The organism is Spirosoma harenae (genome assembly GCF_054776975.1).
Genome location: NZ_BAAHBD010000031.1, coordinates 403,616 through 427,738, shown reverse-complemented (window position 1 = coordinate 427,738; position 24,123 = coordinate 403,616). Strand labels below are relative to the sequence as shown.

Genomic DNA, 24,123 nt, shown 5'->3' with positions numbered 1-24,123 from the left:
ATTGTTGATCAGTAGCTTGGCCTTAAACCGTTTTTGCGTGCCCTTCTCGTTGCCAGACAATGTAATCTGTAACAGGCGCTTCGGCGAGTAGGGGACGAGTGAGTTGGACAACCTGACCTCGGTGATAGGCGGCATGGTGACTCATGTGCATTAAAATATCGTACGGCGAATTCTGAAATGGCTCTCCTTGCGAATTGGCGTAGCTAATAAGTTGAAACAACTCTTTCTCCTGAAATCCATCTACATAGCCGACAAGTTGCCGATGCTGACGTTCAGCCGTTTCGCCCATCCAGCTAACCGGAATATCCTCCCAGATCGATACAAATACGGGTTGTTTGGTCAATCGACCAAGCCAGGTTAGCTGCGCCGATAGAATATGCCCCATCACCGCGACGGCTCGTGCAGGCGGATTCGGTACGGTTTCGAGTGCGTCGATAACGCGTCGATTGGCCCAAAGCTCATAATCGAGAAGTTGAATCAGATGCTCTTTCATTGTATGCCGCGTTTTGTTGCCTGGTATAATACCTCAACGATATTGGTTCGGGTATTGAGATTGCCAAGTGTGGGATTATTACGGGTTGGATAGACGCGATTGCACAAAAAGACGTACGTCAGATTATAAGCCGGATCGGGCTCAACCCAAACAAACGTCCCCGTGAAACCCGAGTGACCATAACTAGCTTTCGTGGCCGAGCGTGGGCCATTGCCGCTATAGGTAAACGAGGGCTTATCGAATCCCAATCCACGTCGGTTTCCTAATTCCGGAAACTGGTAGCGCGTAAATTCAGCAATTGTTTTTGACGAAATGAACTGTTGGCCACCGTAACTACCCATCCGACGATACATTTCATACACCTTCATCAAGTCATTGGCCGATCCAAACAAGCCCGCATGGCCAGAGAGCCCGTCAAGCATGGCAGCTCCTTCGTCGTGGACTCGACCCCAGATGAGCGTTTTGCGAAATAACGAATCGTATTCTGTAGGAACAATGCGATTGAGTGAATAAAACCGTCGTGGATTGAAGGTAAGCGTTGTGGCACCCAGGGGACGATAGAATGTCGTTTTGAGGTAATCTTCAAAGTTTTCACCCGTAATGCGTTTGATGATCTGCGGGTAAAGAATGAACGATAGATCAGAATAAACGTACTCTTTTTTTGGATTGAGCGGAGAGTCGCGGATTTGCTCGAAGATGGTTTGAGGATATCTGCGGAACTCATACAAACTATCTGTCACCTCAATTGGATAGCGCGCTGAGCGTTCTGCCTGAAAAGTTTTAGGTTTCCACGAACCGTCTGGATTTTTGGTGTCCATCCAGAACGGAATCCACGCTCTTAGTCGGGCCTGATGCGTCAGCACATCGCGCCAGACTAAATCGGCTTTGTTCGATTTTTTGAAGTCGGGCAGATAATCGCCCATTTTACCGTTCAGGTTGAATTTGCCTTCGTCTACCAAACGCATCAATGCTGGCGTAGAGGTACTTACCTTCGTGACGGATGCCATATCGTACAGATCGTCTAGCTGCACAGGCTTGGGTTCCGCTCCCAGCGACGCATCGTAGGTATGCGTCCCGTATGCCTTCCGGAAAATCACTTTTCCATTTCGGGCCATCTGCACTACGCAACCTGGAAATGCTTTCTGGCTAATTCCAACATTAACCAGCGAATCGACTTGCTGTGTCAGATATCGGCTGTCGATGCCCACTTCTTCGGGAATGGTGTATTTCATTCGGCCAATCGGCTGGATCGCTATTCCATCGCCATATCGAAAACCCTGATTAACCGTGACGGGTAGTTTTCCTGACGCACCGATAGCGCCAAAAATTAATTGCGCCGACAATTCTTCGGTATAATTGGTCAATTGATAGGGCAGGACAAGGGCGCGCGCCTGGTCGATATTCCGTTTCTGTTGACTTGAATCGTTCGGGAATGTGAATTTATCCAGCGCATAAGGGTTCCCAAAAACCGTAACAACCGCTTTCCCGGTAGCAATGAATTCGCTCACCAGAGCGGCTGTTCGGGGCTGTATGCCGTAATTAACAGTAGGGCGAATATTATTCAGGTGAACGTCGACCAGAATCAGATTGTAATTTTTGAGCGAATCGCGGACCTGCGCCAACGTCGAATCGGGTGTTTTGGACGTTATATTAAAATGATTGATCAGGGTGTAATTACCTGCCATTTGCTGGAAAGCCGTGATCTTGTTGCTTTCAATCGCTACTGACGCGATACGCAACGTATCCAGTCGTTGAAGCGGAAGCAGATTCTTATCATTTTTCAAGACCGTCAGACTAGCTTCTGTAAGCTTACGATTCAACAGATCGTCTTTTGGTAAATTCAGATCATTTACCAGATTGGTCAGGTCGATGGGCTTGTATTGATCCAGACCTGCCCAGGCTTTTGCTTTCAGAACTTTCAGGCAACGTGCATCCAACGAAGCTTGAGTGAGTCGTCCGCTGGCAATGGCCTGTTTGATCTTTGCCAGCGCTGCCGGAACATCTTCCGTAAATTCCAGTACATCCATACCCGCTTCCAAGCCAAGTTGGTCTGCCTGACCCGATGGGAAATATTTCGTAACGCCTTTCATGTTCATGGCATCCGAAAAAACCAGTCCCTGAAAACCTAATTCGCTTTTAAGCAGATTATTAATAATCGCAGGCGATAGGGTTGATGGGCGATTCTTAGTTGTGTCGAGCGCTGGAATACTTAAATGAGCCACCATGACGCCAGCAGCTCCCGCGTTAATAAGTTGCCGAAACGGATATAACTCAAGGGAGTCGAGCTGGGCTCGGCTTTTACTAATTATTGGCAGATCATAGTGCGAATCCGTACCAGTGTCACCATGTCCGGGGAAATGTTTGAGACTGGTTAGCAGTCGATTATCCTGCATACCGCGTACATAAGCCAGTGCTTTGCGAGCAACATCGTATTTATTCTCCCCAAACGACCGAAAGTTAATGACCGGATTATTCGGATTGTTATTTACATCGACTGTTGGGGCAAAATTGATATGCATCCCCAATCGACGAGCTTGTCGAGCCAGATTCGCCCCCATTTGATAGATCAGACTGTCGTTTCCCTGAATAGCCCCCAGCGTCATTTGGTATGGGTAGCGAACGGTACTATCCAGCCGCATGGCAATGCCCCACTCGGCATCCATCGCAATCAGTAGCGGAACCTTCGAACCAGCCTGTAGTCGGTTTGTGAGTTGTGCCTGTCGAACCGGGCCACCCTGAAACATAACAACTCCGCCGAGCTTATTTGTCTGCACGAGCCGCACCAGCGAATCTTCGTATGAAGGTTTTCGGTTGGAATAACCCGCTACCATAATCAACTGAGCAATGCGGTCGTCGGGCGACATGTTGGTAAACACCGAATCGACCCAGCAGCTCTGGCGCGCATTGAGTTGAAGAAAGGCGGGCGCGGTTCGCTGCGCTATAGCCATCGAGGTAAGGATAAAGCAAAATAAACCAACTAAAAAAGGTCGGCAAAAAGACATGAGCTACTAATTGGGACGTGAAGAATCAAAAATACAAAAAAACTCCTCGCCACTTCCGAAAACGAGAAACAGCGAGGAGAAAGGAATGTATGATGTATGATATAGGGGGTATGTTGTATACGATGATCCTCTAGAATACATCATATATCATACATATTACTTTCTGAATCGGCTGCGGTATTCGGGGCCTACGCCGAAGCCGTAACCGAGTGTTAATGTAACCGTTGAATTTTGGAGAGAACTTCGGGCTCCCCATAAATTGGGTAAGCCAGCTTGTACATCGGACAATCCTAAAGTGTAGCGAGCATCAATCAAAAAATGTTGTCGATTGCCTGTTCCCCAGTTGAGCTGGAAGCCACCCGTTGCTCCCAAGTCTAGAGAGTTAAAATCACCGCTGTTATCGACATTAATCGCAGGCCCTGTGCCGCTTAGGTACTCGCCTTTTATTCGCTTGGCGTTCAGCTTTACGCCTAATGAAGGACCAATGAAGAAATTCGGCCTGAAATTGCCTTCCAGCGTTAAAAAATAACGGGCAACTACCGGGATTTCGAGGTAATTGACTCGTTGAATAAACTTCACGTTATTGCCCTGATAACTCGTGCCGCGCTGCGAGTACAAAATGTCACCTGAGATACCAAAGTGATTCAGGGAACTGTACATCAAAAAAGCACCTGCTGCTAATCCTGGTGTAAAGCTCATTCCGTCGGCACTACCCCAATAATTAGATAAATTCAAGCCAATACGTGGCCCTGCTGTAAAGCGTTGTTGAGCAAAACTAGCTGATAAACAGCTGGGAATGATAAAAAATGAAAGAATGATAGAACGTAGTGAATGTGCACGAAACATAAAAAAATCAATGGGTTGATATGCCGGGTTAACGTCTGACGCTCTGCAAATGTTTTACAATTGCACCATACTTCGGCTATTTCGAGCAGATTTTTTGCCTTGGTTGGCATTCAATCTTGTTACCATCTGACAGAAGTTACAAACAGATGAGCCTGAACAAATCAAAACTGAGGCTACTAAACAGGCAGTTCGATGGTAAATTGAGTACCTTCTCCCGGCTGACTCTGTACCAGAAGTGAACCATTATGTCCTTTGGTAATAATGTCATAGCTTAGGGAAAGGCCTAATCCAGTACCCTGTCCGGTTGGCTTTGTGGTGAAAAAGGGCTGGAATATTTTAGCTTTTATACTATCGGGCATTCCGGGTCCATTGTCTCGCACTCGAATTATCACCTGTCCATTAACCTGATCCGTACTCACCCAAACTGTAGGTTGGTACTCTACCCCAGGCCCTATGCTCCGCGCCCTTTCCTCGACCGCGTAAAAAGCGTTATTGAATAGATTCAGTAATACTCTGCCAAAGTCCTGAGCCACAACGGGTACGTCTGGTAAAGTAGAATCAAAGTCAGTTACCAGCTCGCAGGTAACGAGTTTATTTTTTGCGAGCAGACTATGGTAGGCTAATCGCAAATATTCTTCGGTTAAAGCATGCAAATCAGTGGGCTCTTTCTGCCCCGTTGAAGCTCGGGAATGTTCCAGCATTCCTTTGACAATACTATCCGCTCGTTTGCCATGATGATTAATACGCTGTAGATTTTGTTTAACGTCATCGGCAATCGCTCGCACTTCTTCGAGATCACCTTTGGCCAGTTCTTCATGCATTTCATCTACCAGTTCGGCAGATACTTCGGAGAAGTTGTTGACGAAATTGAGCGGATTCTGAATCTCATGAGCGATGCCTGCTGTCAGTTCACCCAATGACGCCAGTTTCTCCGACTGAATTAATTGACTTTGGGTAGTTTTGAGTTGCGCTAATGATTGTTCCAGTTCGGCAGTACGCCTGGCAACCTCGATCTCAAGGGTTTCGTTTTGGGCAGCAATCAATTGATTACGCTCTATTTCTTTCTCTTTCGCTAATCGTTCATTATCAATGCTTTTCTGCGCATTTTCTTTTTGCAGGTTATTGAAACGCAGAAACAGATTAAACGCAAACAAGACAACTAACCAAATGATGCAACCTAATTCCCACTCTCTGAAATTGAATCGAAACTGACGGCTAAACATCAAGGCCGTAAACGACAAATTCAGCAGGATGTAGGGTAAAGAAGCGGCCATAAATGTCAGATAAAAAGCATCACGGCGCTTGTTGTACAACAGCAGGGTGACCAGCAAAGAGCCAAATAGGAGAAGACCTTGCGCTTCTGGAATGGCTAGTCGAATAGGAATTATTTTTACCTGGTACGCAATGGATAATACCTGATTCAAAATCAGCAAAATCATTAGTCCGACAAAAAACTTATCCCATTTCGGAAAGGTCGCAAATGTTTTAAGTGCATGACGAAAAAATTGAATCAAAAAATAGGTAATAAATATCCAGGCCGAGTAGAATAAAGGAAGATTATCAAGCAGGTCTCGACGACCCCAGTTTGCATACGAAATTGCAATGTTCGTTGTTCGATTGAACGCCAGAAATAACAAAAAGAGCGAAAAATGCAGATACATTTTTTCTTTGACCGTGGCGTAAAAAAACAGATTGAAAACGGCCGTAATAAGCAGAATGCCAATCATTAGCGCTTCTTCCAAATGAGAAAACGCATACAAGAAAAGTCGCCTGTCTACATAATCAACATAATATTTTTTAACAACCGAATCAGTACCTGTTAGCGCAATCTCAAATTTCTCGTCCAGCCCCGGTTTCTGGTTGTGAATGCGTTGATAAATAGTCAGTTCGTCCTGCGGTTGCAGCACAATTGGAATAATATCAGCCCCTTTAAACCCATCCTTCTTGTCCCAGTCGCTTAGCGAACCTGTTTGATAATGCTTCCACGTTTTACTGGAATCAGACACGTAAAAATCATCATAATCCGACACGGAGTTTAGATTGATACGCGCTTCCCGAGGCATTTTATTTTTAATCCGATAGCGAAACCAGTACGTGTGAGAAATTGTATCGAGTCTATTTTTATCGTTCTGATAACGAAATTGGTCCGCTCGTTTTATAATGTCATCCAACGCCCATTTGTCGGATTTGTCCTCAAGAATTTGCCAGTAGGCAGGGCTAAGTTTCTGCCAGTATGCTGTATCGGAAATGATTGGATAAGTTGGAGGCCAGGCAGCCTGCCCAAAGCCATTTACCAGGGTAAAACAGATGAGAAATAGCGTAGAAATGTAATGCTTCATAGGCATAAAAAACTAGTCAATAATTTTTCCCATCTGGCAAATCTGGATCAGCGTCGATATGTTTTTGGCGCCAGTACGTTCAAGCATGTTTTTGCGGTGAGTATCGACCGTATGTGGACTGATGAACAGTTTTTCAGCAATCTGTTTTGTCTCTAAACCACCGTTGATGCAGTGTAGAATTTCCTGTTCCCGATCCGACAAGATACTGCCTTTCTCAAACTTCTTGTGATCCTGATGGAAAGAGTATTTCTCGATTCCGTTAATGCAAAATTCGGCCCACCACGCTCCATCTTCTTTTATTAGGCCGCTTACGTCTTTGATAATCAACAACATAATTAACATGCTTCCGTCCGGTAATAATTCTAATGCATTTCCGACGAGGCTAATGTGATGCAGGTGCGAACCGGGCGGATTCAAAAGGAAATTGTGCATATACCAACTTAAGGACTTATGCTCTGCCGCATCACACAGTTTTTTCTGAACCGTATTTTTGAAAAACAACGTCATCTGCATAAAAAACCAGCTTTGGGCTAACGGCAGATCACGCATCCAATAAACGACCGACCATCGTTTGTAATCGTCTTCGGTACAGCTGTACCCCATTACATTCAGATAATTGTCGCTCATGTACAACACACGTTGCGCTTTTGTATTGAAGATAGAAATAAACTGATTATTGAGGGCTGCATACTGGCCCATAATCTTCGACAGTTCGGCGTATTTGGTATTAATTGGCTCGTCGGCAGTGGTTTGATTCATCTCGTGCCAAATGCGTACAAAATCACCATGAAAATGCGAAAATGAGTGATCAGTATCGGATGAATTCGACATGAGGATCGTATTGCTGTTTGTTGACAACCAATGGAACAGGCTGGAAGACAAATAGAAAGCCCGTAAAATACCCAAAATAGGTATTGCTTTCAGGAATGATAGCAGCCTACTTTTACCTCACCTAAAAAACGGAATTCTTTCCACATACCAACAGAGTTTTGAGATTACGGTATTTCCTCAATTAATCAGCAAAAAAATGAAAAACATCATCAGTCTCGCGTTATCGATAGCTATTACGCTGCTTATGAGCAGTTGTTCTGAGAAAGGGGTAGAAGGCGTTGATCCCGTTGTGTCGCATTCAGGGGCACGGACTTCGGGAAAACCTGATCTGAAAATTTTTAAGGCATCCTTTAGCGGAGGTTCGTACGGCGACGGGACCGGTGGGCGCGTGTACGTGGTGCACCTGATCGAGACCAACGTAGGTACTGAACTCTCTAAGCCGACGGATATTTACGTGTATCATCGAACTCGCGCTATTATTGGTACTACTGTTACGTATAGTCTGCGCTACCTTCGGAGTTTCAGACGCTCTTCCAATCTGGCGCCGGGCGATTTATGGGTGGCCCCGTCCTCAACAGCCGACCCTAGTACATATATCTGGATTCGGAGAGAATATCGGACTGGTGCCAACGAGGAACTGGTGTTCTCCGCCGATGGGCCGAATTATATCGACGAACTTGACGAAACCAACAATATGTCGAAGATTGTAACCGTGTACTGACGTATACACTAGTTGATTCTTATGCTTTGTATGTATGCCTTGTTGGGCACTCGTGCCGATCAATTCTTAGAAGTTGATCGGCATTTTGATGAATGACTGAAGTGGTTTTCTGGGGAGTTACGGGTTTGGATTTCTGCGAATATTTAGGCGCAAAAAAGATAAAATAAATAGCCATCGCCAGCATGAACAGAATGGCGGCCGTAGTCGTAGCAATCCAGAGGGGCCACAGACGCTTCCGATTAGCCGACTCATGAATCCGCTGATGCAGCGTATCCCGAAGATCGGCTATTTGATCGGTCATCTGACTTGTGGCGGTCTGTTGCATAGCTTCCAGGCCTGCCAGCGCATCCGCATAAAACGGATCTTCCAATAGGAGTCGCTCAACACGATGTCGTGCTGCTCCGCTCAGTCGTCCCGACTGGTAAGCCCGTAATTCATCGAATGTTAGTTGGTCGCTCATAGGAATTATTTACTCATACAAATTTTCAAATTTCGCCGACCATTTTGCAAATAACTTTTCACTTGTTTTAAATCGTAGCCTGTCAGCTCGGCTACTTCAGTATACGACTTTCGTTCTAAATAGAAGAGTGTCAGACAGGTTTTTTGTTCAATGGGTAAGTTTGATAAATAGGCTTCCATCCGCGTCAGATCTTCTTCCAGCTCGATCATATCGTTATCATCGCTAGCCAGTTGGCCAATGGGCTCATCCGTCGGATCGGCTTCAGTCTGATTGATCAGGGCTACTGTTGGGTGCGACTGATGTTTTCGCAACTGCATCAGGCAATAATTTCGAGCCACACTATGCAGCCACGGACCAAATTGCTGTACATCATGCCGACGCAAATCCGTAATTAACTGCTCAAACAGATTCATGACCGCATCTTTAGCTTCCTCTTCGTCGCGCAGGTAATTGTAGCAAACCGCATAGATTAATTCCATGTGCTGCTCGTAGAGCTCGCCCAAAATGGTCAGATCGCCCGTGGCGCGGTAAGCCGCGACCAGGCTGGCTGATTCGGTTCGGGTACGATCAGATGTGGATTTAGGTTTACGAAACAGTTTCAGAAACATAGGCTGTTGTCTGCTTACGTATGAAGATGCACGGACTGGCCAAATTCCATAACCGAATACGGCTGCTGATCGTTAGATAGTGACACAAGCTAGTCAACGTTATGAAACGAATCTTTTTTGTCGGTAGTCTATTGAGCAGTATCGTTTGCGGAAATGTATGGGGAGTATCTCTTTCGCGATCGACAGTAGAACCGGATTTAATCATCAATCAGCAACCGACCCCATCGCGACCGGTCACCCGCCCAACTAAGAGAAATACTGAGAAACCGCTGCCAGACTCTACATCGCCCGGAAAACGAAAGCAACCTCGCTTACGACCCGATTCACTCCGTCGCGGAGGAGCTACCAAAGTTGATACGGTGCGGTGATACTAGTGAAGGTTGAAGTCTTTTGAATAAATGCTAATGGAATGGTGTATTTGTCCTACTAACGACAGGAAAAATCTCAACGTTATTAGTCAAGCTCGAGATTTCTCCCGTCGTCGTTAGGACAAAAACAGGCTATTTGCCTTCCTTTTTCTTCTTTTCCCGTTCGGCTTTTCGTTCTTTTCGTTTCTCTTGCCGTTCCGCTTTGCGTTTGGCCCGTGCTTGTTTTCGTTCGGCTTTTTTCTCCTCGCGTTTAGCTTTGTAATCCTCTTTGATGCTTTTGATAGCATCATTCAGGGTAATGTTATTATCAAAGTTCTTTTGGAAAGCTTCGACATAGGCATTGCGTAACAACCCGAAAATCGTGGGCCAGACCGCTGTTTGAATGTTATCGTAAGTACCATTCAACGGAATACGGGTAGCGACCTGATCGTGCTTCTGATTTTTAAGAATGGCTGTACCTGCTTGTGCCAGTAATTCAGTGAAGAATTTGCCAACGGACCGATTTTCATGCTCATTGACTTTGAAAATCAGCATGTCTTTCGTGAGCGGTTTGATATAGCCATTCAGCTTCTTATCGAGCATGGCCATCTCACTAAATACGCTTACTGTACCCCGTTCAAAGTCGACATTCGCATATGCGCGAGCGAGTTTGTTGAGCTTAACTAACTGTAGATCATTGAATTTTAGATTGTAATCAAAATCGGGGACGATCTTCAGCAGATTCATATTTGCCGAGAAATTAATGGTGCCTCCATAACCTGGTACATCACCCGAAGCAACAACCGGCGAAGGGAGCTTATTACTACGATCCTCTACATTTCGAATGTTTCGGACTTCACCCTGAAATCGATGTAATGATAAATCGGCACGGGGTTGGGTAATTAAGCTGGTCAGATTGACTTTGCCATTGATCACGGCAAATCGGTTGATGTTAATCGGCAATAATTTCTTTAAATAAGTTGTCCAATCAACTTCGGCACCGGTTTGATTGGTGGCTTCTTCACTACTAAAGGCAAAATTGATTTCAGGTTCGTAGCACTCTACTTCACTCACCAGCCGACCTTTAAATAGCGATTTCCATTCGACGGAAAGATCAGTTTTGGGGATGTACAGAAAGGGTTCTTTTATCTTCCCGTTGATTTTACGAATGCGCAGGTCGTTAAGTTGGTAGGCGCCCCGAATAAGGGATATCCCAATATCATCGACGTGCCCTGTGTAGCCGCCCCCCATGTCGGCCAGCGTTTTATTAACATACCGCAATACGAAGTACGGCAATAGCAAACGGGCAATGATCAATAGAGCGACAAGGCCGATCAGGATTTTTGTTGACTTCTTCAAAACGTTGAGGGTGATTGGTGTAACGTTTTGGTAAACAAAAAAATAGCTTTCCGGTTTTGTTGAACCTCTCAGGTAACACGAGAAGCGCGGTATAAATGGGTAAAACAAGGATTTTCTGCCTCCTGTTACCCATTTATACCGCGCTTTTTACTGTCGGCTCGATTTTAATTTAGTATCGGCTTGGTACAAATTTTCGGCCAGCGAGTGTAGTGTATTTAAAATCCGTCGATCCCTCAAACCGGGTTTCATCGAAATTGCTGCCGCGTGGTAGATGGGTGTATTTAAAATCAGCATTGCCGGTGAAACGAGCTTGCTGAAAATCAGTTCCTTCGTCAAACTTTGTGTATTTAAAATCGGCTTGGCCCGAGAAACGGGCTTTCTGAAATACAGATTCTTCGTCGAAATGGGTATACTTGAAATCAGCAAATCGCTTAAACGTTGTTCCACCGAAATCGGCTGCGTTTCTGAATTTCGCATACTTAAATAGAGCGCCGTCTTCGAAGGTATTGTTTGTAAAAACAGCCTTCTGATCGAAATGGGAATATTTAAACGTAGCGTCGTCTTCAAATGTACAGCCTTCAATCGTTACTGACTCAGGAAAATCGGTATTGTAAACCGTATTGCTAACTCGGAATAATTTACCATCCTGATCGTCTGTTCGATAACCAAGGAACTTCCCTTTGAATGTGCAGTTTTTGAACGTCATAGGTACATCAACAATGCTCAGATAATGCTGAGAATCCCCCCAGTTACCATCCCGAATTTCTTTTCGGTTGGCCAAACTGGTTAGATCCAGGTCGCCGGTGATGGTGGCATTTTGGTAAGAAACAGCTTCTTTTCGGTTAATTTTTGCCATAATGTCTTTCGCATCAACAGTTGTTTGTGCCAAAGAAGGCGACAAGGCAACGAGGGCAACAAAAAGGGAAGTAATCAGGATTTTCATAGTTTCGTTTGCTTAGTAACGATGTTGTTTCCTGAAAGATGCAGGCTGAAGACTAAAGGTTGCACGTTTCTTAAAACGAAAAGCCGAATCTAAAAAAGGATTCGGCTTTAGGTCTTCGTGAAAACGTTTTATTAATCCATCCACATTACTTTTTCATAGGCAATTTCATAGTCCATTTCCTGAAGGGGTACGAGGCTTTTGAAATGACCTGTTTCGTCGGTCTGGATAGCATTCCAGCAACCTGAAGCATCGCGCAGGAGCAGTCGAAAGCCATATAAAGGGTGCATCGTATTGCTATCCGTACGATGATCCCAGCCGGTTTGCAGTTCGATGGCGAAGCCAATCCGTTCCATAACATCGCTCATATGGCCGGTCAAACTATCCGTACTATCTAATTCTTCTATCCAAAGCACTAGCCCATCCGTTCCCCAATCGAAATTGAGCGGAGTAGGAGCCAGGTTAATTATCGAAGCGTTCATACGTTGATGGTTGTTTACTCGTTTTTAAGCAATCATACTCCAGGCAGGCGTAACCAATGGCGTTGATTCCTGCTCTTCGCGCCATTTACGGAGCCAGAAACGATACTTCTTCCGACCATACTCCAGAAAGCCGGGAATCGACGAAGCGTCGACGGCAAAGAGTCGGTAAGGTTTCTGTTTCATAATCCCAATAAATACAAATCTGAATTGGCGCGTAGTTGCCCATTCACTATTGTCAGCATTTCGTAAGCTATCGATATAAAAAGCTGCCTGCCGATCGTAATCGTAGGTATAGCACGACTCCAGAAACTGTGCCTGAGTGCGGGCGGAGGTTGTTTTCAGATCAATAACCAATGCGTTTCGACGTTTGGGGCTGGTGTAAACCATATCCAGACGCGCTTTACAGGCCACTCCCGTTGTTAGCTCGGTTGATAAAACGATACGCTCCCGTTCGGAAGCCCGCAAATACCGCCGACAAAATGTATCCTGCCGAATAGTTTGCATCAGGGCTTCTAATTGCTTGCTTTGTGCGGGAGCTAAATCTGCGATACCAGACTGGCTCAATGGTTCGAGCAAATCAGGCTGCAACTGTTGCAGCACCGTTCCAACCGATTCGGGTTCGAGAAGGTGCTGATGAAAGGCCCGACCAAATACTTTCGTTTTTTCGGAAATAAACCGAGTCGATGGATCAGACCAGTAGCCTAAATGCTCTTCCTTCAACCGGGTCAGATCGGAATTTGACACACGCATCAATGCCCGATAATAATCGCCGGGGGCGCTAAACGGAGGAGCTATTTTTTCAACGACGGATGAAGTCACCATAAAAAGAGAGTTACCAGTAAAAAAAACGCTCAGGTGTAGCCATTTTTCAACCGCTACACCTGAACAGACTCAACACAAATGATTAGCCTACTGATAGCAGTTCAGGCTCATCCAGAGGGCTCAGGAATGGATTGTAGTAATTCATTGCCGTTTTGATGTTGGCAATATCCGTAAGGGTTTCCTGGCGGAAGATTTTTACATCCTGCGCAAATTGCTTCAGTTCAGCGGTTTGAGTTGCATCGCCAATTTTGTAGGAGAATGTAGCAATGTAGTAAACTCCTTTGGGTTGCGTTTTGGTATACTCTTTCTTTTCGGCAACGGCGGTAATCACCACATCGGCCAGTGTCAGATCATCGTAATAAAGCGGCTCAATCAGGCGGAAGATGTTATCGACTGAATAGCCGTGGAAAAGAATAGCAGATACACAATTGTTCTGGTCGATAAAAAAGATTTCCGCCCAGTTTTTGGTACCCATGTTCAAAATGTTGTCCGTAAAAATTCGCCAGGCGATTGGCTGAAAGGTGAGGGTACGGCCCAGCTTCTCTGTACCATTGATATTGAACACACCTTCTTTCGCATCAAACCGGTATTGACGGGGGTGTCCTTCCAGATATTTGTATTTATTGACTATCTCTCCGGTTACTTCGTGAATTTTTTGATACGGTTTAAGGGGGGTACCGCTTTGAATTGTCTCGATTTGGTCTTTCTTTTGTGTGTTCATTAGTATTTGTTGTTTACTGTTCAAGCAGGGGACCCATTTTGCGGTCCCTTTTGCCTTTTTTTACGACTTCATTTAGGATTTAAAAATACATAGTTTTGTGTAATTTTCAAAACTATTCTTTCGCTATTATTAACGATTTTTACGTCTTTTTGTGTAAAATTGCAAAGGGCAGAGGGCATAGGGTTGAATAGCCTGGCCCCTAATCATTAACCCTCTGCTCTCTGCCACATGACCATCCACTTACGTTTGCAGCAACTTATTGATACGCTTAACATAAGTGTGCTGGAATTTGCGCGCCAGTTAGGAGAGCGTCGCGGGGAAAAAGTGTATCATATTCTGCATGGTCGGCTAAAACCCCGATTCGATACGCTTGAAAAGATCCTGGTTGCCTATCCGCAAATCAACGCTGACTGGTTGCTACGGGGAGAAGGGATGATGTTTAAGGTGCTGGATTCACCTTCTGCCGCTATAACGACCGAAGAACGCCTACGGAACGTCGAATATCTGCTCTTTCAGCTCAATGAGCGAGTCGCCTTACTCCAGCAGACCAACGATCAGTTGCTGGCGGAATTGGCACGTATGGGGCAGCGGATAGAGGGGGAAGGGCAGGAAGTATAGTGATGGAGGTATTGGACTGCAAAGTTTTACCCTATGTCCTGAGCCCCACGCCCTCTGCCAAAAAACAACTCCATCTGATTTCGGGTTATAGAGAAAAACACTTAACGCTATGGCAACGATATCACCATTCGACCCCGAAAAAGTTGATCCTGAATATTATTCAAAAGATCCCAATCAACATGGCAATTCTGATTATGACCGCGAGTCGGAAGGAGTTGGCAATAACACCTTTGGAGGGTCCACATCTGGTATAGATATGGATCAGGACAATAGGGAGGATATGCAAAATACAAAAGAAGCCAATCAAGGTGTTGGCCGCTTTGGCGAACCGCATGGCGAAAGCCTGGGCGGTTTTCAGGAGTGGGACGTCGATGCTGATGCTATTGCTGAAAAGCCAAAAGGCCAAATGATGAGCGATAAAGCAGCAGAGAAACTGCGCGAAGTGGCTGAGAACCCATCGGATGATGCCCTGCTGCATCGGGCTGATGCTACCTATCTGGAAGAGGGCGATAATCCGAACGAAGGTTATGACCCTCACAATGTAGGTTATGATGGAAAAGATAAAACCGATATAAGCAAAAATCAGTAATAGATCAGTTGCTTTCTGAAAAAGGCGACCAGAAAATAAATCTGGTTGCCTTTTTTGTTGGATACCGGTCTGTCTACGGAATTTTTACTGAAAATTCTTTCGTAAACTTGTCGTTTCATTGTTTGATTAAGCTGGCAGACGAGAATTCTGCCCTACTGTTTTGCTCATCGAGACTCGTGCCTATGCCCGGGCGGGATTACTTGGAAACCCGTCTGATGGCTTTTTTGGCAAAACCATCGCCATTTCGGTGCGCAACTTTGGCGCATCGGTAACTCTTTATCAGTCGCCCGAACTGCACATCGAACCCCAACTACAGGATACAAACGTATTTCGAAGTTTGCACCATCTGCGCGATTCGGTCAGTACGCTTGGTTATCATGGGGGCGTTCCACTGTTGAAGGCCGCCATCAAGAAGTTTGCTGAATATTGCGAAAGCCAGCAGATTCGGTTGCCCAATCAGAACTTTTCGATCCGCTATAATACGTCCATTCCCCGCCAGGTTGGTTTATCGGGTTCCAGCGCCATTATTGTGGCCACCTTTCGGGCGTTGATGCAGTTTTATAACGTCGAAATACCGCAACCCATATTGCCAAATTTAGTGCTGGCTACCGAAGCGGAAGAGTTGGGTATTACGGCGGGTTTGCAAGACCGGGTTATTCAGTGTTATGAAGGTTGTGTCTATATGGATTTCGACCGGACGACGATGGAACGTCAGGGGTATGGAGAATACGAGCCACTTGAGCCCAAATTGTTGCCCAAATTATACATTGCCTACAACACGGATCTGGGTAAACAATCGGGGCAGGTGCATAACGATGTACGAGCGCGCTGGCTCAAAGGCGAACCTGTAGTCGTTGAGACCATGAGTGCCATTGCCGATGTCGCTCGCCAGGGCCGCGAAGCCATGCTGAATCACGATATGGCTGCTCTGAACGAACTTGTCAATCGTAATTTCGATCTGCGTTCCCAGATTTATAACATTAGCGCCCGAAACCGAAGTCTGATCGAAACGGCTCGGGCCTGCGGAGCTTCGGCCTCATTTACGGGTTCGGGCGGCTCAATCATCGGTATCTACCGCGACGATGCCATGCTCAACCGACTCTTTGTTGAACTAAAGAAAATTAACGCCCGCGTTATAAAGCCATACGTAGTTTAATTTTGACTGAGTGAATGATAGAATGATTGAATAGCATAAGAATCAATTCAATTATTCTATCACTCAATCATTCTATCATTCAAAAATGATTAAGAAAGCCGTTATTCCTGCTGCCGGATTTGGAACCCGGTTTTTGCCTGCTACCAAGGCGCAACCCAAAGAAATGCTGCCCATTATCGACCGCCCTACGATTCAGTACGTCGTACAGGAGGCCGTTGATTCGGGGATTGAAGATATCCTGATTATTACGGGAAAAGGCAAACGAGCGATTGAAGATCACTTCGACCGGAACTACGAACTCGAAGTTCGGCTCGAAGAAAAAGAAGATCAGTTGTTGCTCGATGAAATGCGCCGATTGTCGGATATGGCAAACCTGCATTACGTTCGGCAACGTGAGCTGAACGGCTTGGGCGATGCTATTCGATATGCTCGGCATCACGTTGGAAATGAGCCGTTTGCTGTATTGCTTGGCGATACAATCATGGATTCGGTGATTCCCGTGACGCAGCAATTGATCGATACCTATGCGCAATATGGAGGTTCGGTGATTGCGGTTGAAGAAGTTCCGCATGATAAAGTAAATCGCTACGGAATTGTTGGCGGGAAGTCGTTAAGCAATCGAATTCTGGAGCTGAATACGTTGGTTGAGAAACCTGCTATTAAAGATGCTCCGTCGAACTTAGCCATTGCCGGACGCTATATTCTAACGCCCGAAATTTTTACCATGCTCGAGCAAACGCCAGCGGGTAAAAACAATGAAATTCAGTTAACCGACGCGATGCTTATGTTGCTGAAACGGGAGAATCTTTACGCCCATTGCATCGAAGGAAAGCGCCACGATATCGGCAACAAACTCGACTTCCTGAAAACAACCGTTGAATTCGCACTTAAGCGACCAGAGTTTGCTGAAAAATTCCGGGCTTTTCTGGAAGAAATCGTTAAGAAGTAGATAAAACTGGTAGGGGCAGAGGGTAGTTAATTTCCCTAGGCCCCTACCACTCTCTACATCGTACGTATACTAACAGACGCTTCATCATCTTCGCCATTTGTATAGCCATTAGCTGGCGTTGAATCAGAATCGGATGGACTAACGCTCATAATTTGTGACCGAATCGTTCCTGAGTTAGTTACCCGAATAAACAAAGTCAATGAGCCGGAACTTCCGGCGGAAACGGAACCAATGTTAGCGGTTATCGTTTGACCAGTTACCGTTAGGCCAGTGGTAACTGTTGGTTGCCAGCCGCTGGGCAGAAGCGTACTCAGGATAACGTTAGTCGCGTTTGCACCACCCCGATTCGCTACAATGAGGTTGCATTTAATTACCTGATTTGCCCCAACGGCCAGTTTGTCGCTTTTAATCGTCAAACTTAAATCAGCTTTGGCTGGGTCGGTAGGAATCTGATAGCCGATCACAGGTGGTAAAGGAACCTGATTCGGATTCGGTGAAATCACTTGTTCGCCAGTCTCATTAGCCTCTAACGTCCTCATATCGACTATGGCCGTATCGTCCTGTCCGTCGCCTGTGCCCGATCCGGGTTGGCTATCGGGGTCGTTTTGACTGCTGGTCATTATTTGAGCGGAGGTAGCAAAATGACCGTTCTGGTTGGCTTTAATACGAAATTCAAAAGGTATACTGCTCCAGGGTGGGATGGAGCCCGCCTGGATACTGACGATGTTATTCGCTGCACTGACGGCTGAGTTCGGCGCATCAACAAATTCGATTCCAGTCGGTAATCGACTTTGGGCAGTAACGCCACTGGTCGACTGGGGGCCATCGTTGGTTAATACTAGCGTGAGTGTGATGGGTTCATTGACCGCTGGTACACGATTACTAAGCCTCATCGACATCGATAAGTCGGCATAACTGCAAACGGCAAAGGGTTGACTTGGCTGACTGGCAACAGCTGGATCTGAAGCCACAACTCGTAGACGGTAATTGTTCCCAGACGGTAAATTTGCCGGTATTGTAGCCGTGATAGGACTTGTATGGCCACTACCAATAATGGTTTCGGATGCAAATGAGCCCGTCGAATCGGATATGCGGACGCTATACGTATTATTATTACCTATCGTACCTTCCGATACCTCAACGGATACATTTATGCTCCTGGTCTGGCAGTTAACGGGTAATGGTAAATCTGTAATAGTGACCAAAGGGGGAGCCGTTGGAATCTGTTCGTTTTCGTATAGAATGGTACGCATATCTAAAAACTCAACGTCGTACCATAATCCCTGCCCTGTGTCGCCTTGCCGCCGTACGGAGTATCGATATCGGCCAGGGCTTACACCATCGACCCCAGGAATCGTTGGCGGGTAATTTCGGATGTAGTTGAAATTGGCAAATTCATCATAATTAGGAGCCTGATAACTCGGCGGGACAACATACCATCCTGAATCGGTAAAGCTACCGCCATCAATGCGCTCCAAACGCATTTCAACAGGAACCGATGATTCAATCATCGCAAAAAAACCATGAGTACCGGGTTCGTAGCGATACGTAAAGCGTTTTATCTCAGGAAAAGGTGTCCCACCAGGAATTGGTTGGCGGACTATACGCGTCAGAGCACTGGGCGAAGCAGATTGTTGTACAGTAAATGGTTCGCCTAGTGTACTAAGTAGCACCGGATTTGTTGATCGAGTTCGAAGGCGATACTGGCCATCTGGTAGGTTATTGGGTATTTTGACCAGGATTGGATTGTCGAGGGAAGGGGATGACTCGTAAACAACTACTCCATCAGCCGCTCGTATGATCTGTGCAACATATTGATTACCAGCGTTGTATGGGTTAGATCGTAATGAGGCAACGGCAAGAGTATCGCCTTGTTTACGAACGAGTGGTAACGTATAGCCACTTGTAATTAAGGTTACCGAATCGCCCGTTGGTACGTAAGGAATGGCATGCTGAAAGAAATCGGCCGTAAGCGCCTGATTCCAGCTATTTATAAATTTTACTAGTCCCGCTCCCTTCAGGTGAACGTTGTCGGGTCGATTGTCGGGACCAACAATGCTATCGGAGGCAGGCCCTGGAAATATATTTGTTAGGTCGGCAATGAGTTGATTCTGAGCCGTAATAATACCTGGACTCGTCATGTAGTTATTATAACTTACTCGCGAGACCATCCAGGCAAGCGGTTGAGGGCTTACTTGCTGACGGCTTTTCTGAATGACCGTATTGACGTTGTTATAATACGTCTGATTATTGACGCCGTAATAGGTATCCGTCTCTCCCTGATGCCAAAGCACGGCTCGGGCACCCGTTCGGGGAAGATAGTGTAACAGAACCTCGCCAAGCCGTCTGTATACTTGTGAATTAGTCGTATTCCCCAGGTTTCCAATAGCTCCCTGTTTCCATTCTGTGCTGCTGCTGCCTCCTAAAGCGGCTCCAAAAAATAAGACCGGTACATTTAAGCGTTGAACAAGTATGTCGCCCAGTGTACTCCACAAATGGGGCGGCTGTCCCGGTCCAATCGCACTGCCATAACTGGCTGGACTAAACCGAAGGGGTAACATCTGATCACTAATACTATCCTGCCGAAAGTCGAGACAGGAAACCCGATCTTCGACAGAGTTACTGGCTCGCAAAAAACCACCCGATGCGTTCGACTGACCGGCTACAACGAATACTTCTCCAACACCAACTCGGCCAACCTGTGTTTGGGTAAGTAGTGCGGCACCTGCTTTGGCTCTGACATCCAAACGATACCATCCAGCCGACACGGTCACTTTTCCTTGAAAAGCTGGGGTGCCTGATATAAAATTTAACTTCGTCCAGTTGGTGGCGGTACCTTGTCCCGCAATCAACGGCACAAAACGGGCTTCTATCAATGTGGCATTGGCAGGGCCCATACCCGCCACCAAAACAGCCGCTTCATTGGCTAAGTTGCGCTGAAAAACCATTCGGGAGACCGGGCTGGTAATGGTTAGTTGCGCATACAATGATGTTGACGGAAGTAATCCTATTCCCAGTAAAACGAGAATTAGCCATCGTAAAGAACAAATCATACTATAAGCATATAATGGAAGGGATAGGTAATGGGAAGACAAAATTTGTGCCTATAATACGCTCCCCAGTATATATTTTTTTGATGGAGAATCTTTCACAGGATGCTATACCTGGTAAATAATCTATGAAACCTGTCGGTTCACTTCTTGAGGTAGTTGTAGCGATGGTGTGATGAAAAGGTTATTATTGGTACTCGAATTCGCCTATTGCTATGAGTTATACTGTCAGATTCGCCTTTATTGGCATTTTGAGCTTTTTGGCCGGGATTTTAGAAGGCGATTATTGGCCCAGAAACAGCTTGTCCAGCTATAAATTAGCAGATGATCGCCCAAATATTGTGCTGATTGTAGCCGACGATCATGGGCGTGAAACGGTTGGATGTTATGGTAATTCGGCCATTAAAACTCCGCATATCGACGAGTTAGCAGCCGACGGCGTACGATTCTCGCACGCTTTTTGTACAACGGCCAGCTGCAGCCCCAGCCGGTCAGTTTTGCTGACCGGACTTCATAATCATGCCAATGGTATGTATGGATTGCAGCATCAGGAGCATCATTTCAGCTCGTTTGATACCGTAAGATCGTTGCCCGTTTTACTCGAACAGGCTGGCTATCGAACGGCTCGAATTGGCAAACTGCATGTGGCGCCCGAAATGGCATATCACTTTCAGAAAGTGTTAGGAGCGGGAGGTGTAAACGATCCGGCCTCGATTGGTCGGAGTCCGGTTGAAATGGCGCGGGCTTGTTATGGCTTTATCGCTGAGAAGTTAGTGACGCCAGAGAACGTTAAGCCATTTTTTCTCTATTTCGCTACTGATGATCCGCATCGTAGCAATAACGTTGCACCGGATGGAACACCAATTTTTGATGGAACAAAACCGAATTTGTTTGGGAATAAGCCTGGCGGGTATGCCCAGGTAAAAGACATTTTCTATCAGCCTCGCGACGTTCTGGTTCCCCCTTATTTGCCCGATACGAAAGCCTGTCGAACTGAATTAGCTCAATATTACGAATCGATTAACCGACTTGATCAGGGCGTTGGTCGATTGATTGACTACCTGAAAGAAACAGGGCAGTACGATAATACGGTAATTATCTATCTATCAGATAATTACCGTATTATCGTACTGCCCTGTTTCCAGGTGCCAAAACGACCCTATATGAACCAGGAATGCGATTACCTTGCCTGGTAAAACCACCGAAATCGCAAAAGAAGAACTTTGTGCAGGAGGCTATGATTTCCTGGGTCGATATAACGCCAACGTTACTGGATTTTGCAGGCGTCAAAGGCGTTGCCCGGCAGGGCCGTTCGTTCAAAGAAATTACTGAAAAAGAAGCCGTTTCGGGTTGGGATGAAGTGTATGCCTCACACTCGCTGCATGAAATTACTATGTATTATCCCATGCGCGTACTACGCGAGCGACGCTACAAACTGATATACAACGTTGCTAATGGCGTACCCTTCCCAATGGCACTCGACCTATATAATTCATACACCTGGCAGGATATACGGAAAACGGCTGCGAAGAATTACGGTAAACGATCTGTATCAGCGTTTCTAAACCGACCCCAATTTGAATTATACGATCTCCAAACCGATCCCGACGAAGTGCATAATCTGGCAGCAAATCCGAAGTATCAGACGACACTGAAGCGAATGCAGGAGAAACTAAAGCTGTTTCAAAAACAAACCCACGATCCGTGGGTCAGTAAGTGGGAGTTTGACTAGCTAATGTATGGTAAAGCTATTTATCAATTTTTTGTCATCCTGACCAAAGGGAAGGATCTCAAATCTTCCCCAATCGAGAGGTAGGAAACCCTAAGATCCTTCCCTTTGGTCAGGATGACAAAGATTAACTCATTTTGCTACCGTTGCAATTTTCAGCTCGTCCAGCTGACCTTGCGAAATGGTAGAAGGTGAATCAATCATCACATCGCGTCCTGAGTTATTTTTCGGGAATGCGATGAAATCGCGGATCGAATTTTCTCCACCGAAAATTGAGCACAATCGATCGAAACCGAAAGCGATACCGCCGTGGGGAGGAGCGCCGTATTCAAACGCATCCATCAGGAAGCCAAACTGTGCTTTTGCTTCTTCATCCGAAAAGCCCAGAATGCTAAACATACGAGCCTGTAACTCCCGGTTGAAAATCCGAATCGAACCACCGCCCACCTCGGTACCGTTGATTACCATATCGTAAGCATTCGCCCGAACAGAGCCTAAATCGCTATCCAGTAGTGGAATGTCTTCTGGCTTTGGTGAAGTAAATGGATGGTGCATGGCAAACCAACGGGCTTCCTCTTCGCCATATTCGAGCAATGGGAAATCAAGCACCCAAAGGCTACTAAATACGGCCGGATCGCGGAAACCCAATCGACTACCCATTTCCAGACGCAGTTCACTCAACTGTTTGCGCGCTTTGGCCGCATCGCCCGAAATAATCAACATCAGGTCGCCGGGTTTGGCCATAAAATGTGTTGCCCAACCTCTTAAATCGTCTTCCGAATAGAATTTATCGACCGATGATTTGAGTGTACCATCTTCGTTATACCGAACATAAATCAGTCCTTTTGCCCCAATTTGCGGACGTTTTACCCATTCGGTCAATTCATCCATCTGCTTGCGGGTATAGTGTGCGCAACCGGGTGCATTGATGCCCACCACCAATTCAGCCGAATCGAATACGCCGAACCCTTTGCCCGAAGTCATATCGACAGTATCGAACGTACCTTTCAGCTCCACAAACTTCATATCGAAGCGGGTATCGGGTTTATCGGAACCGTAGAATTTCATCGCATCGGCGTAGGTCATACGAGGCACTTCGGCCAGATCAATACCTTTTACCGCTTTGAACAAGTGCCGGATCAGTCCTTCGAACATGTTCAGAATATCTTCCTGCTCCACAAACGACATCTCGCAGTCAATTTGCGTAAACTCAGGCTGACGGTCGGCACGGAGGTCTTCGTCGCGGAAACACTTGACAATCTGATAATACCGGTCAAAACCAGATACCATCAGCAATTGCTTAAATGTCTGTGGCGATTGGGGCAACGCGTAAAACTCACCCGGATTCATCCGGCTAGGTACAACAAAATCGCGCGCACCTTCGGGCGTCGATTTAATTAGAACCGGCGTTTCGACCTCGATGAAATTTTGCCCATCCATGTACAGCCGCGTTTGCTGAGCCATCCGATGACGCAGTTCCAGATTTCGACGAACCGGATTCCGACGTAAATCGAGGTATCGATATTTCATGCGGAGATCGTCTCCACCGTCGGTATCATCTTCAATCAGGAAAGGGGGTAACTTGGCTGGATTCAATACTTCCAGCGCCGTAACCTTAATTTCAATATCGCCCGTGGGCAGGTTGGGGTTTTTTGATTTTCGCTCAATGACCGTCCCGGTTGCTTTCAGGACAAACTCGCGACCAAGTGAACGGGCAATCGTGAAGAGTTCAGGAGCGGTCTGGCCATCTTCGAGCAGGAGTTGTGTGATACCATAGCGGTCGCGGAGATCGATCCAGAGAACCCCTCCTTTGTCACGAATGGTTTGTACCCAACCGGTCAATGATGCGGTTTTGTTGTTGTCAGTAAGGCGGAGTTCCCCGCAAGTATGCGTTCGAAGCATGGATTTAATGAGCGAAAGAGTGAATGAGCGAATGAGTGAATAGCTGGCGCAACCTTCTATTCATTCACTCGCTCATTCACTCATTCCCAATTGATTTTTCGCAAAGGTAGCTACTTTGGTGAAACCCGACTATTCACTCATTCACTAATTCGCTCATTC

Annotated in this window: 22 protein-coding genes; 8 read left to right on the top strand and 14 right to left on the bottom strand. The window is 46.1% G+C overall.

The genetic code is table 11. The features are described from left to right. Positions 1-22 precede the first annotated feature (22 nt). From ACYVE4_RS29475 to ACYVE4_RS29455, 5 genes are all read right to left on the bottom strand, one after another. Positions 23-493, bottom strand: coding sequence for a DinB family protein (locus tag ACYVE4_RS29475; protein ID WP_461043998.1), 471 nt, complete (start codon positions 491-493; stop codon positions 23-25). Further along, entirely contained in the window at positions 490-3,441 is a 2,952-nt protein-coding gene (locus tag ACYVE4_RS29470; RefSeq protein ID WP_461043997.1) for a glycoside hydrolase family 3 N-terminal domain-containing protein, read from the bottom strand. Before ACYVE4_RS29470 ends, ACYVE4_RS29475 begins: the two co-directional genes overlap by 4 nt. Positions 3,442-3,651: 210 nt before the next feature. Further along, entirely contained in the window at positions 3,652-4,341 is a 690-nt protein-coding gene (locus tag ACYVE4_RS29465) for a porin family protein (RefSeq protein WP_461043996.1), read from the bottom strand. Between the two features lie 176 nt (positions 4,342-4,517). Next, on the bottom strand, positions 4,518-6,680 hold the full coding sequence (locus tag ACYVE4_RS29460; protein ID WP_461043995.1) for an ATP-binding protein: 2,163 nt from the start codon (positions 6,678-6,680) through the stop codon (positions 4,518-4,520). Between the two features lie 12 nt (positions 6,681-6,692). Next, entirely contained in the window at positions 6,693-7,511 is an 819-nt protein-coding gene (locus tag ACYVE4_RS29455; RefSeq protein WP_461043994.1) for a helix-turn-helix transcriptional regulator, read from the bottom strand. A gap of 196 nt (positions 7,512-7,707) precedes the next feature. Between ACYVE4_RS29455 and ACYVE4_RS29450 the strand changes: the two genes are divergently transcribed. Further along, on the top strand, positions 7,708-8,232 hold the full coding sequence (locus ACYVE4_RS29450) for a hypothetical protein (RefSeq protein ID WP_461043993.1): 525 nt from the start codon (positions 7,708-7,710) through the stop codon (positions 8,230-8,232). Between the two features lie 19 nt (positions 8,233-8,251). Here ACYVE4_RS29450 and ACYVE4_RS29445 read toward each other — a convergent pair whose 3' ends face one another. Together ACYVE4_RS29445 and ACYVE4_RS29440 are read right to left on the bottom strand one after the other, a co-directional pair. Further along, on the bottom strand, positions 8,252-8,692 hold the full coding sequence (locus ACYVE4_RS29445; protein ID WP_461043992.1) for a hypothetical protein: 441 nt from the start codon (positions 8,690-8,692) through the stop codon (positions 8,252-8,254). A 5-nt stretch (positions 8,693-8,697) separates the two neighbouring features. Beyond that, positions 8,698-9,300 (bottom strand): RNA polymerase sigma factor, encoded by a 603-nt coding sequence (locus tag ACYVE4_RS29440; protein ID WP_461043991.1) that lies wholly within the window; start codon positions 9,298-9,300, stop codon positions 8,698-8,700. A gap of 101 nt (positions 9,301-9,401) precedes the next feature. Here ACYVE4_RS29440 and ACYVE4_RS29435 point away from each other — a divergent pair, with 101 nt between their 5' ends. Continuing rightward, on the top strand, positions 9,402-9,668 hold the full coding sequence (locus ACYVE4_RS29435; RefSeq protein ID WP_461043990.1) for a hypothetical protein: 267 nt from the start codon (positions 9,402-9,404) through the stop codon (positions 9,666-9,668). A gap of 132 nt (positions 9,669-9,800) precedes the next feature. Here ACYVE4_RS29435 and ACYVE4_RS29430 read toward each other — a convergent pair whose 3' ends face one another. The 5 genes from ACYVE4_RS29430 to ACYVE4_RS29410 all read right to left on the bottom strand — a co-directional run bounded on the left by ACYVE4_RS29430 (position 9,801) and on the right by ACYVE4_RS29410 (position 13,971). Next, a complete protein-coding gene (locus tag ACYVE4_RS29430) occupies positions 9,801-11,006 on the bottom strand; it encodes a DUF748 domain-containing protein (RefSeq protein ID WP_461043989.1) in 1,206 nt (401 codons plus the stop codon). Between the two features lie 169 nt (positions 11,007-11,175). Further along, positions 11,176-11,949, bottom strand: coding sequence for a pentapeptide repeat-containing protein (locus ACYVE4_RS29425; protein WP_461043988.1), 774 nt, complete (start codon positions 11,947-11,949; stop codon positions 11,176-11,178). Positions 11,950-12,080: 131 nt separating this feature from the next. Next, positions 12,081-12,428: a hypothetical protein gene (locus ACYVE4_RS29420; RefSeq protein WP_461043987.1), complete on the bottom strand. Its 348-nt coding sequence runs from the start codon at positions 12,426-12,428 to the stop codon at positions 12,081-12,083. A gap of 24 nt (positions 12,429-12,452) precedes the next feature. Continuing rightward, positions 12,453-13,250, bottom strand: coding sequence for a PD-(D/E)XK nuclease-like domain-containing protein (locus ACYVE4_RS29415; protein WP_461043986.1), 798 nt, complete (start codon positions 13,248-13,250; stop codon positions 12,453-12,455). Positions 13,251-13,332: 82 nt separating this feature from the next. Next, on the bottom strand, positions 13,333-13,971 hold the full coding sequence (locus ACYVE4_RS29410; protein WP_461043985.1) for a hypothetical protein: 639 nt from the start codon (positions 13,969-13,971) through the stop codon (positions 13,333-13,335). Positions 13,972-14,199: 228 nt separating this feature from the next. On the opposite strand from ACYVE4_RS29410, the gene ACYVE4_RS29405 reads away from it, so the two are divergent. From ACYVE4_RS29405 to galU, 4 genes are all read left to right on the top strand, one after another. After that, entirely contained in the window at positions 14,200-14,589 is a 390-nt protein-coding gene (locus ACYVE4_RS29405; RefSeq protein ID WP_461043984.1) for an XRE family transcriptional regulator, read from the top strand. Positions 14,590-14,698: 109 nt separating this feature from the next. Continuing rightward, positions 14,699-15,178 carry a hypothetical protein gene (locus tag ACYVE4_RS29400; RefSeq protein WP_461043983.1) on the top strand — a complete coding sequence of 160 codons (480 nt, stop codon included), beginning with the start codon at positions 14,699-14,701 and terminating at the stop codon, positions 15,176-15,178. 160 nt (positions 15,179-15,338) lie between these two features. Continuing rightward, complete coding sequence (locus ACYVE4_RS29395) at positions 15,339-16,334, top strand: mevalonate kinase family protein (RefSeq protein ID WP_461043982.1); 996 nt, start codon at positions 15,339-15,341, stop codon at positions 16,332-16,334. Between the two features lie 85 nt (positions 16,335-16,419). Continuing rightward, complete coding sequence (gene galU, locus ACYVE4_RS29390; protein WP_461043981.1) at positions 16,420-17,283, top strand: UTP--glucose-1-phosphate uridylyltransferase GalU; 864 nt, start codon at positions 16,420-16,422, stop codon at positions 17,281-17,283. Between the two features lie 53 nt (positions 17,284-17,336). Here the strand turns inward: galU and ACYVE4_RS29385 are convergent, their stop codons facing one another. Continuing rightward, positions 17,337-20,336, bottom strand: coding sequence for a sialate O-acetylesterase (locus ACYVE4_RS29385; RefSeq protein ID WP_461043980.1), 3,000 nt, complete (start codon positions 20,334-20,336; stop codon positions 17,337-17,339). A gap of 212 nt (positions 20,337-20,548) precedes the next feature. On the opposite strand from ACYVE4_RS29385, the gene ACYVE4_RS29380 reads away from it, so the two are divergent. Both ACYVE4_RS29380 and ACYVE4_RS29375 read left to right on the top strand, forming a co-directional pair. After that, positions 20,549-21,529 carry a sulfatase-like hydrolase/transferase gene (locus ACYVE4_RS29380; RefSeq protein WP_461043979.1) on the top strand — a complete coding sequence of 327 codons (981 nt, stop codon included), beginning with the start codon at positions 20,549-20,551 and terminating at the stop codon, positions 21,527-21,529. Next, positions 21,508-22,065, top strand: a complete 558-nt coding sequence (locus ACYVE4_RS29375) for a sulfatase/phosphatase domain-containing protein (RefSeq protein WP_461043978.1) — start codon at positions 21,508-21,510, stop codon at positions 22,063-22,065. Before ACYVE4_RS29380 ends, ACYVE4_RS29375 begins: the two co-directional genes overlap by 22 nt. Positions 22,066-22,194: 129 nt before the next feature. Here ACYVE4_RS29375 and aspS read toward each other — a convergent pair whose 3' ends face one another. Then, on the bottom strand, positions 22,195-23,964 hold the full coding sequence (gene aspS, locus ACYVE4_RS29370) for an aspartate--tRNA ligase (protein ID WP_461043977.1): 1,770 nt from the start codon (positions 23,962-23,964) through the stop codon (positions 22,195-22,197). Between the last annotated feature and the right edge of the window lie 159 nt (positions 23,965-24,123).

Bases quoted from the DNA above. Each gene is read 5' to 3' on its own strand.
- ACYVE4_RS29475 (WP_461043998.1), bottom strand. From the start codon at position 493: ATGAAAGAGCATCTGATTCAACTTCTCGATTATGAGCTTTGGGCCAAT.
- ACYVE4_RS29470 (WP_461043997.1), bottom strand. From the start codon at position 3,441: ATGGCTATAGCGCAGCGAACCGCGCCCGCCTTTCTTCAACTCAATGCG.
- ACYVE4_RS29465 (WP_461043996.1), bottom strand. From the start codon at position 4,341: ATGTTTCGTGCACATTCACTACGTTCTATCATTCTTTCATTTTTTATC.
- ACYVE4_RS29460 (WP_461043995.1), bottom strand. From the start codon at position 6,680: ATGAAGCATTACATTTCTACGCTATTTCTCATCTGTTTTACCCTGGTA.
- ACYVE4_RS29455 (WP_461043994.1), bottom strand. From the start codon at position 7,511: ATGTCGAATTCATCCGATACTGATCACTCATTTTCGCATTTTCATGGT.
- ACYVE4_RS29450 (WP_461043993.1), top strand. From the start codon at position 7,708: ATGAAAAACATCATCAGTCTCGCGTTATCGATAGCTATTACGCTGCTT.
- ACYVE4_RS29445 (WP_461043992.1), bottom strand. From the start codon at position 8,692: ATGAGCGACCAACTAACATTCGATGAATTACGGGCTTACCAGTCGGGA.
- ACYVE4_RS29440 (WP_461043991.1), bottom strand. From the start codon at position 9,300: ATGTTTCTGAAACTGTTTCGTAAACCTAAATCCACATCTGATCGTACC.
- ACYVE4_RS29435 (WP_461043990.1), top strand. From the start codon at position 9,402: ATGAAACGAATCTTTTTTGTCGGTAGTCTATTGAGCAGTATCGTTTGC.
- ACYVE4_RS29425 (WP_461043988.1), bottom strand. From the start codon at position 11,949: ATGAAAATCCTGATTACTTCCCTTTTTGTTGCCCTCGTTGCCTTGTCG.
- ACYVE4_RS29420 (WP_461043987.1), bottom strand. From the start codon at position 12,428: ATGAACGCTTCGATAATTAACCTGGCTCCTACTCCGCTCAATTTCGAT.
- ACYVE4_RS29415 (WP_461043986.1), bottom strand. From the start codon at position 13,250: ATGGTGACTTCATCCGTCGTTGAAAAAATAGCTCCTCCGTTTAGCGCC.
- ACYVE4_RS29410 (WP_461043985.1), bottom strand. From the start codon at position 13,971: ATGAACACACAAAAGAAAGACCAAATCGAGACAATTCAAAGCGGTACC.
- ACYVE4_RS29405 (WP_461043984.1), top strand. From the start codon at position 14,200: ATGACCATCCACTTACGTTTGCAGCAACTTATTGATACGCTTAACATA.
- ACYVE4_RS29400 (WP_461043983.1), top strand. From the start codon at position 14,699: ATGGCAACGATATCACCATTCGACCCCGAAAAAGTTGATCCTGAATAT.
- galU (WP_461043981.1), top strand. From the start codon at position 16,420: ATGATTAAGAAAGCCGTTATTCCTGCTGCCGGATTTGGAACCCGGTTT.
- ACYVE4_RS29385 (WP_461043980.1), bottom strand. From the start codon at position 20,336: ATGATTTGTTCTTTACGATGGCTAATTCTCGTTTTACTGGGAATAGGA.
- ACYVE4_RS29380 (WP_461043979.1), top strand. From the start codon at position 20,549: ATGAGTTATACTGTCAGATTCGCCTTTATTGGCATTTTGAGCTTTTTG.
- ACYVE4_RS29375 (WP_461043978.1), top strand. From the start codon at position 21,508: ATGCGATTACCTTGCCTGGTAAAACCACCGAAATCGCAAAAGAAGAAC.
- aspS (WP_461043977.1), bottom strand. From the start codon at position 23,964: ATGCTTCGAACGCATACTTGCGGGGAACTCCGCCTTACTGACAACAAC.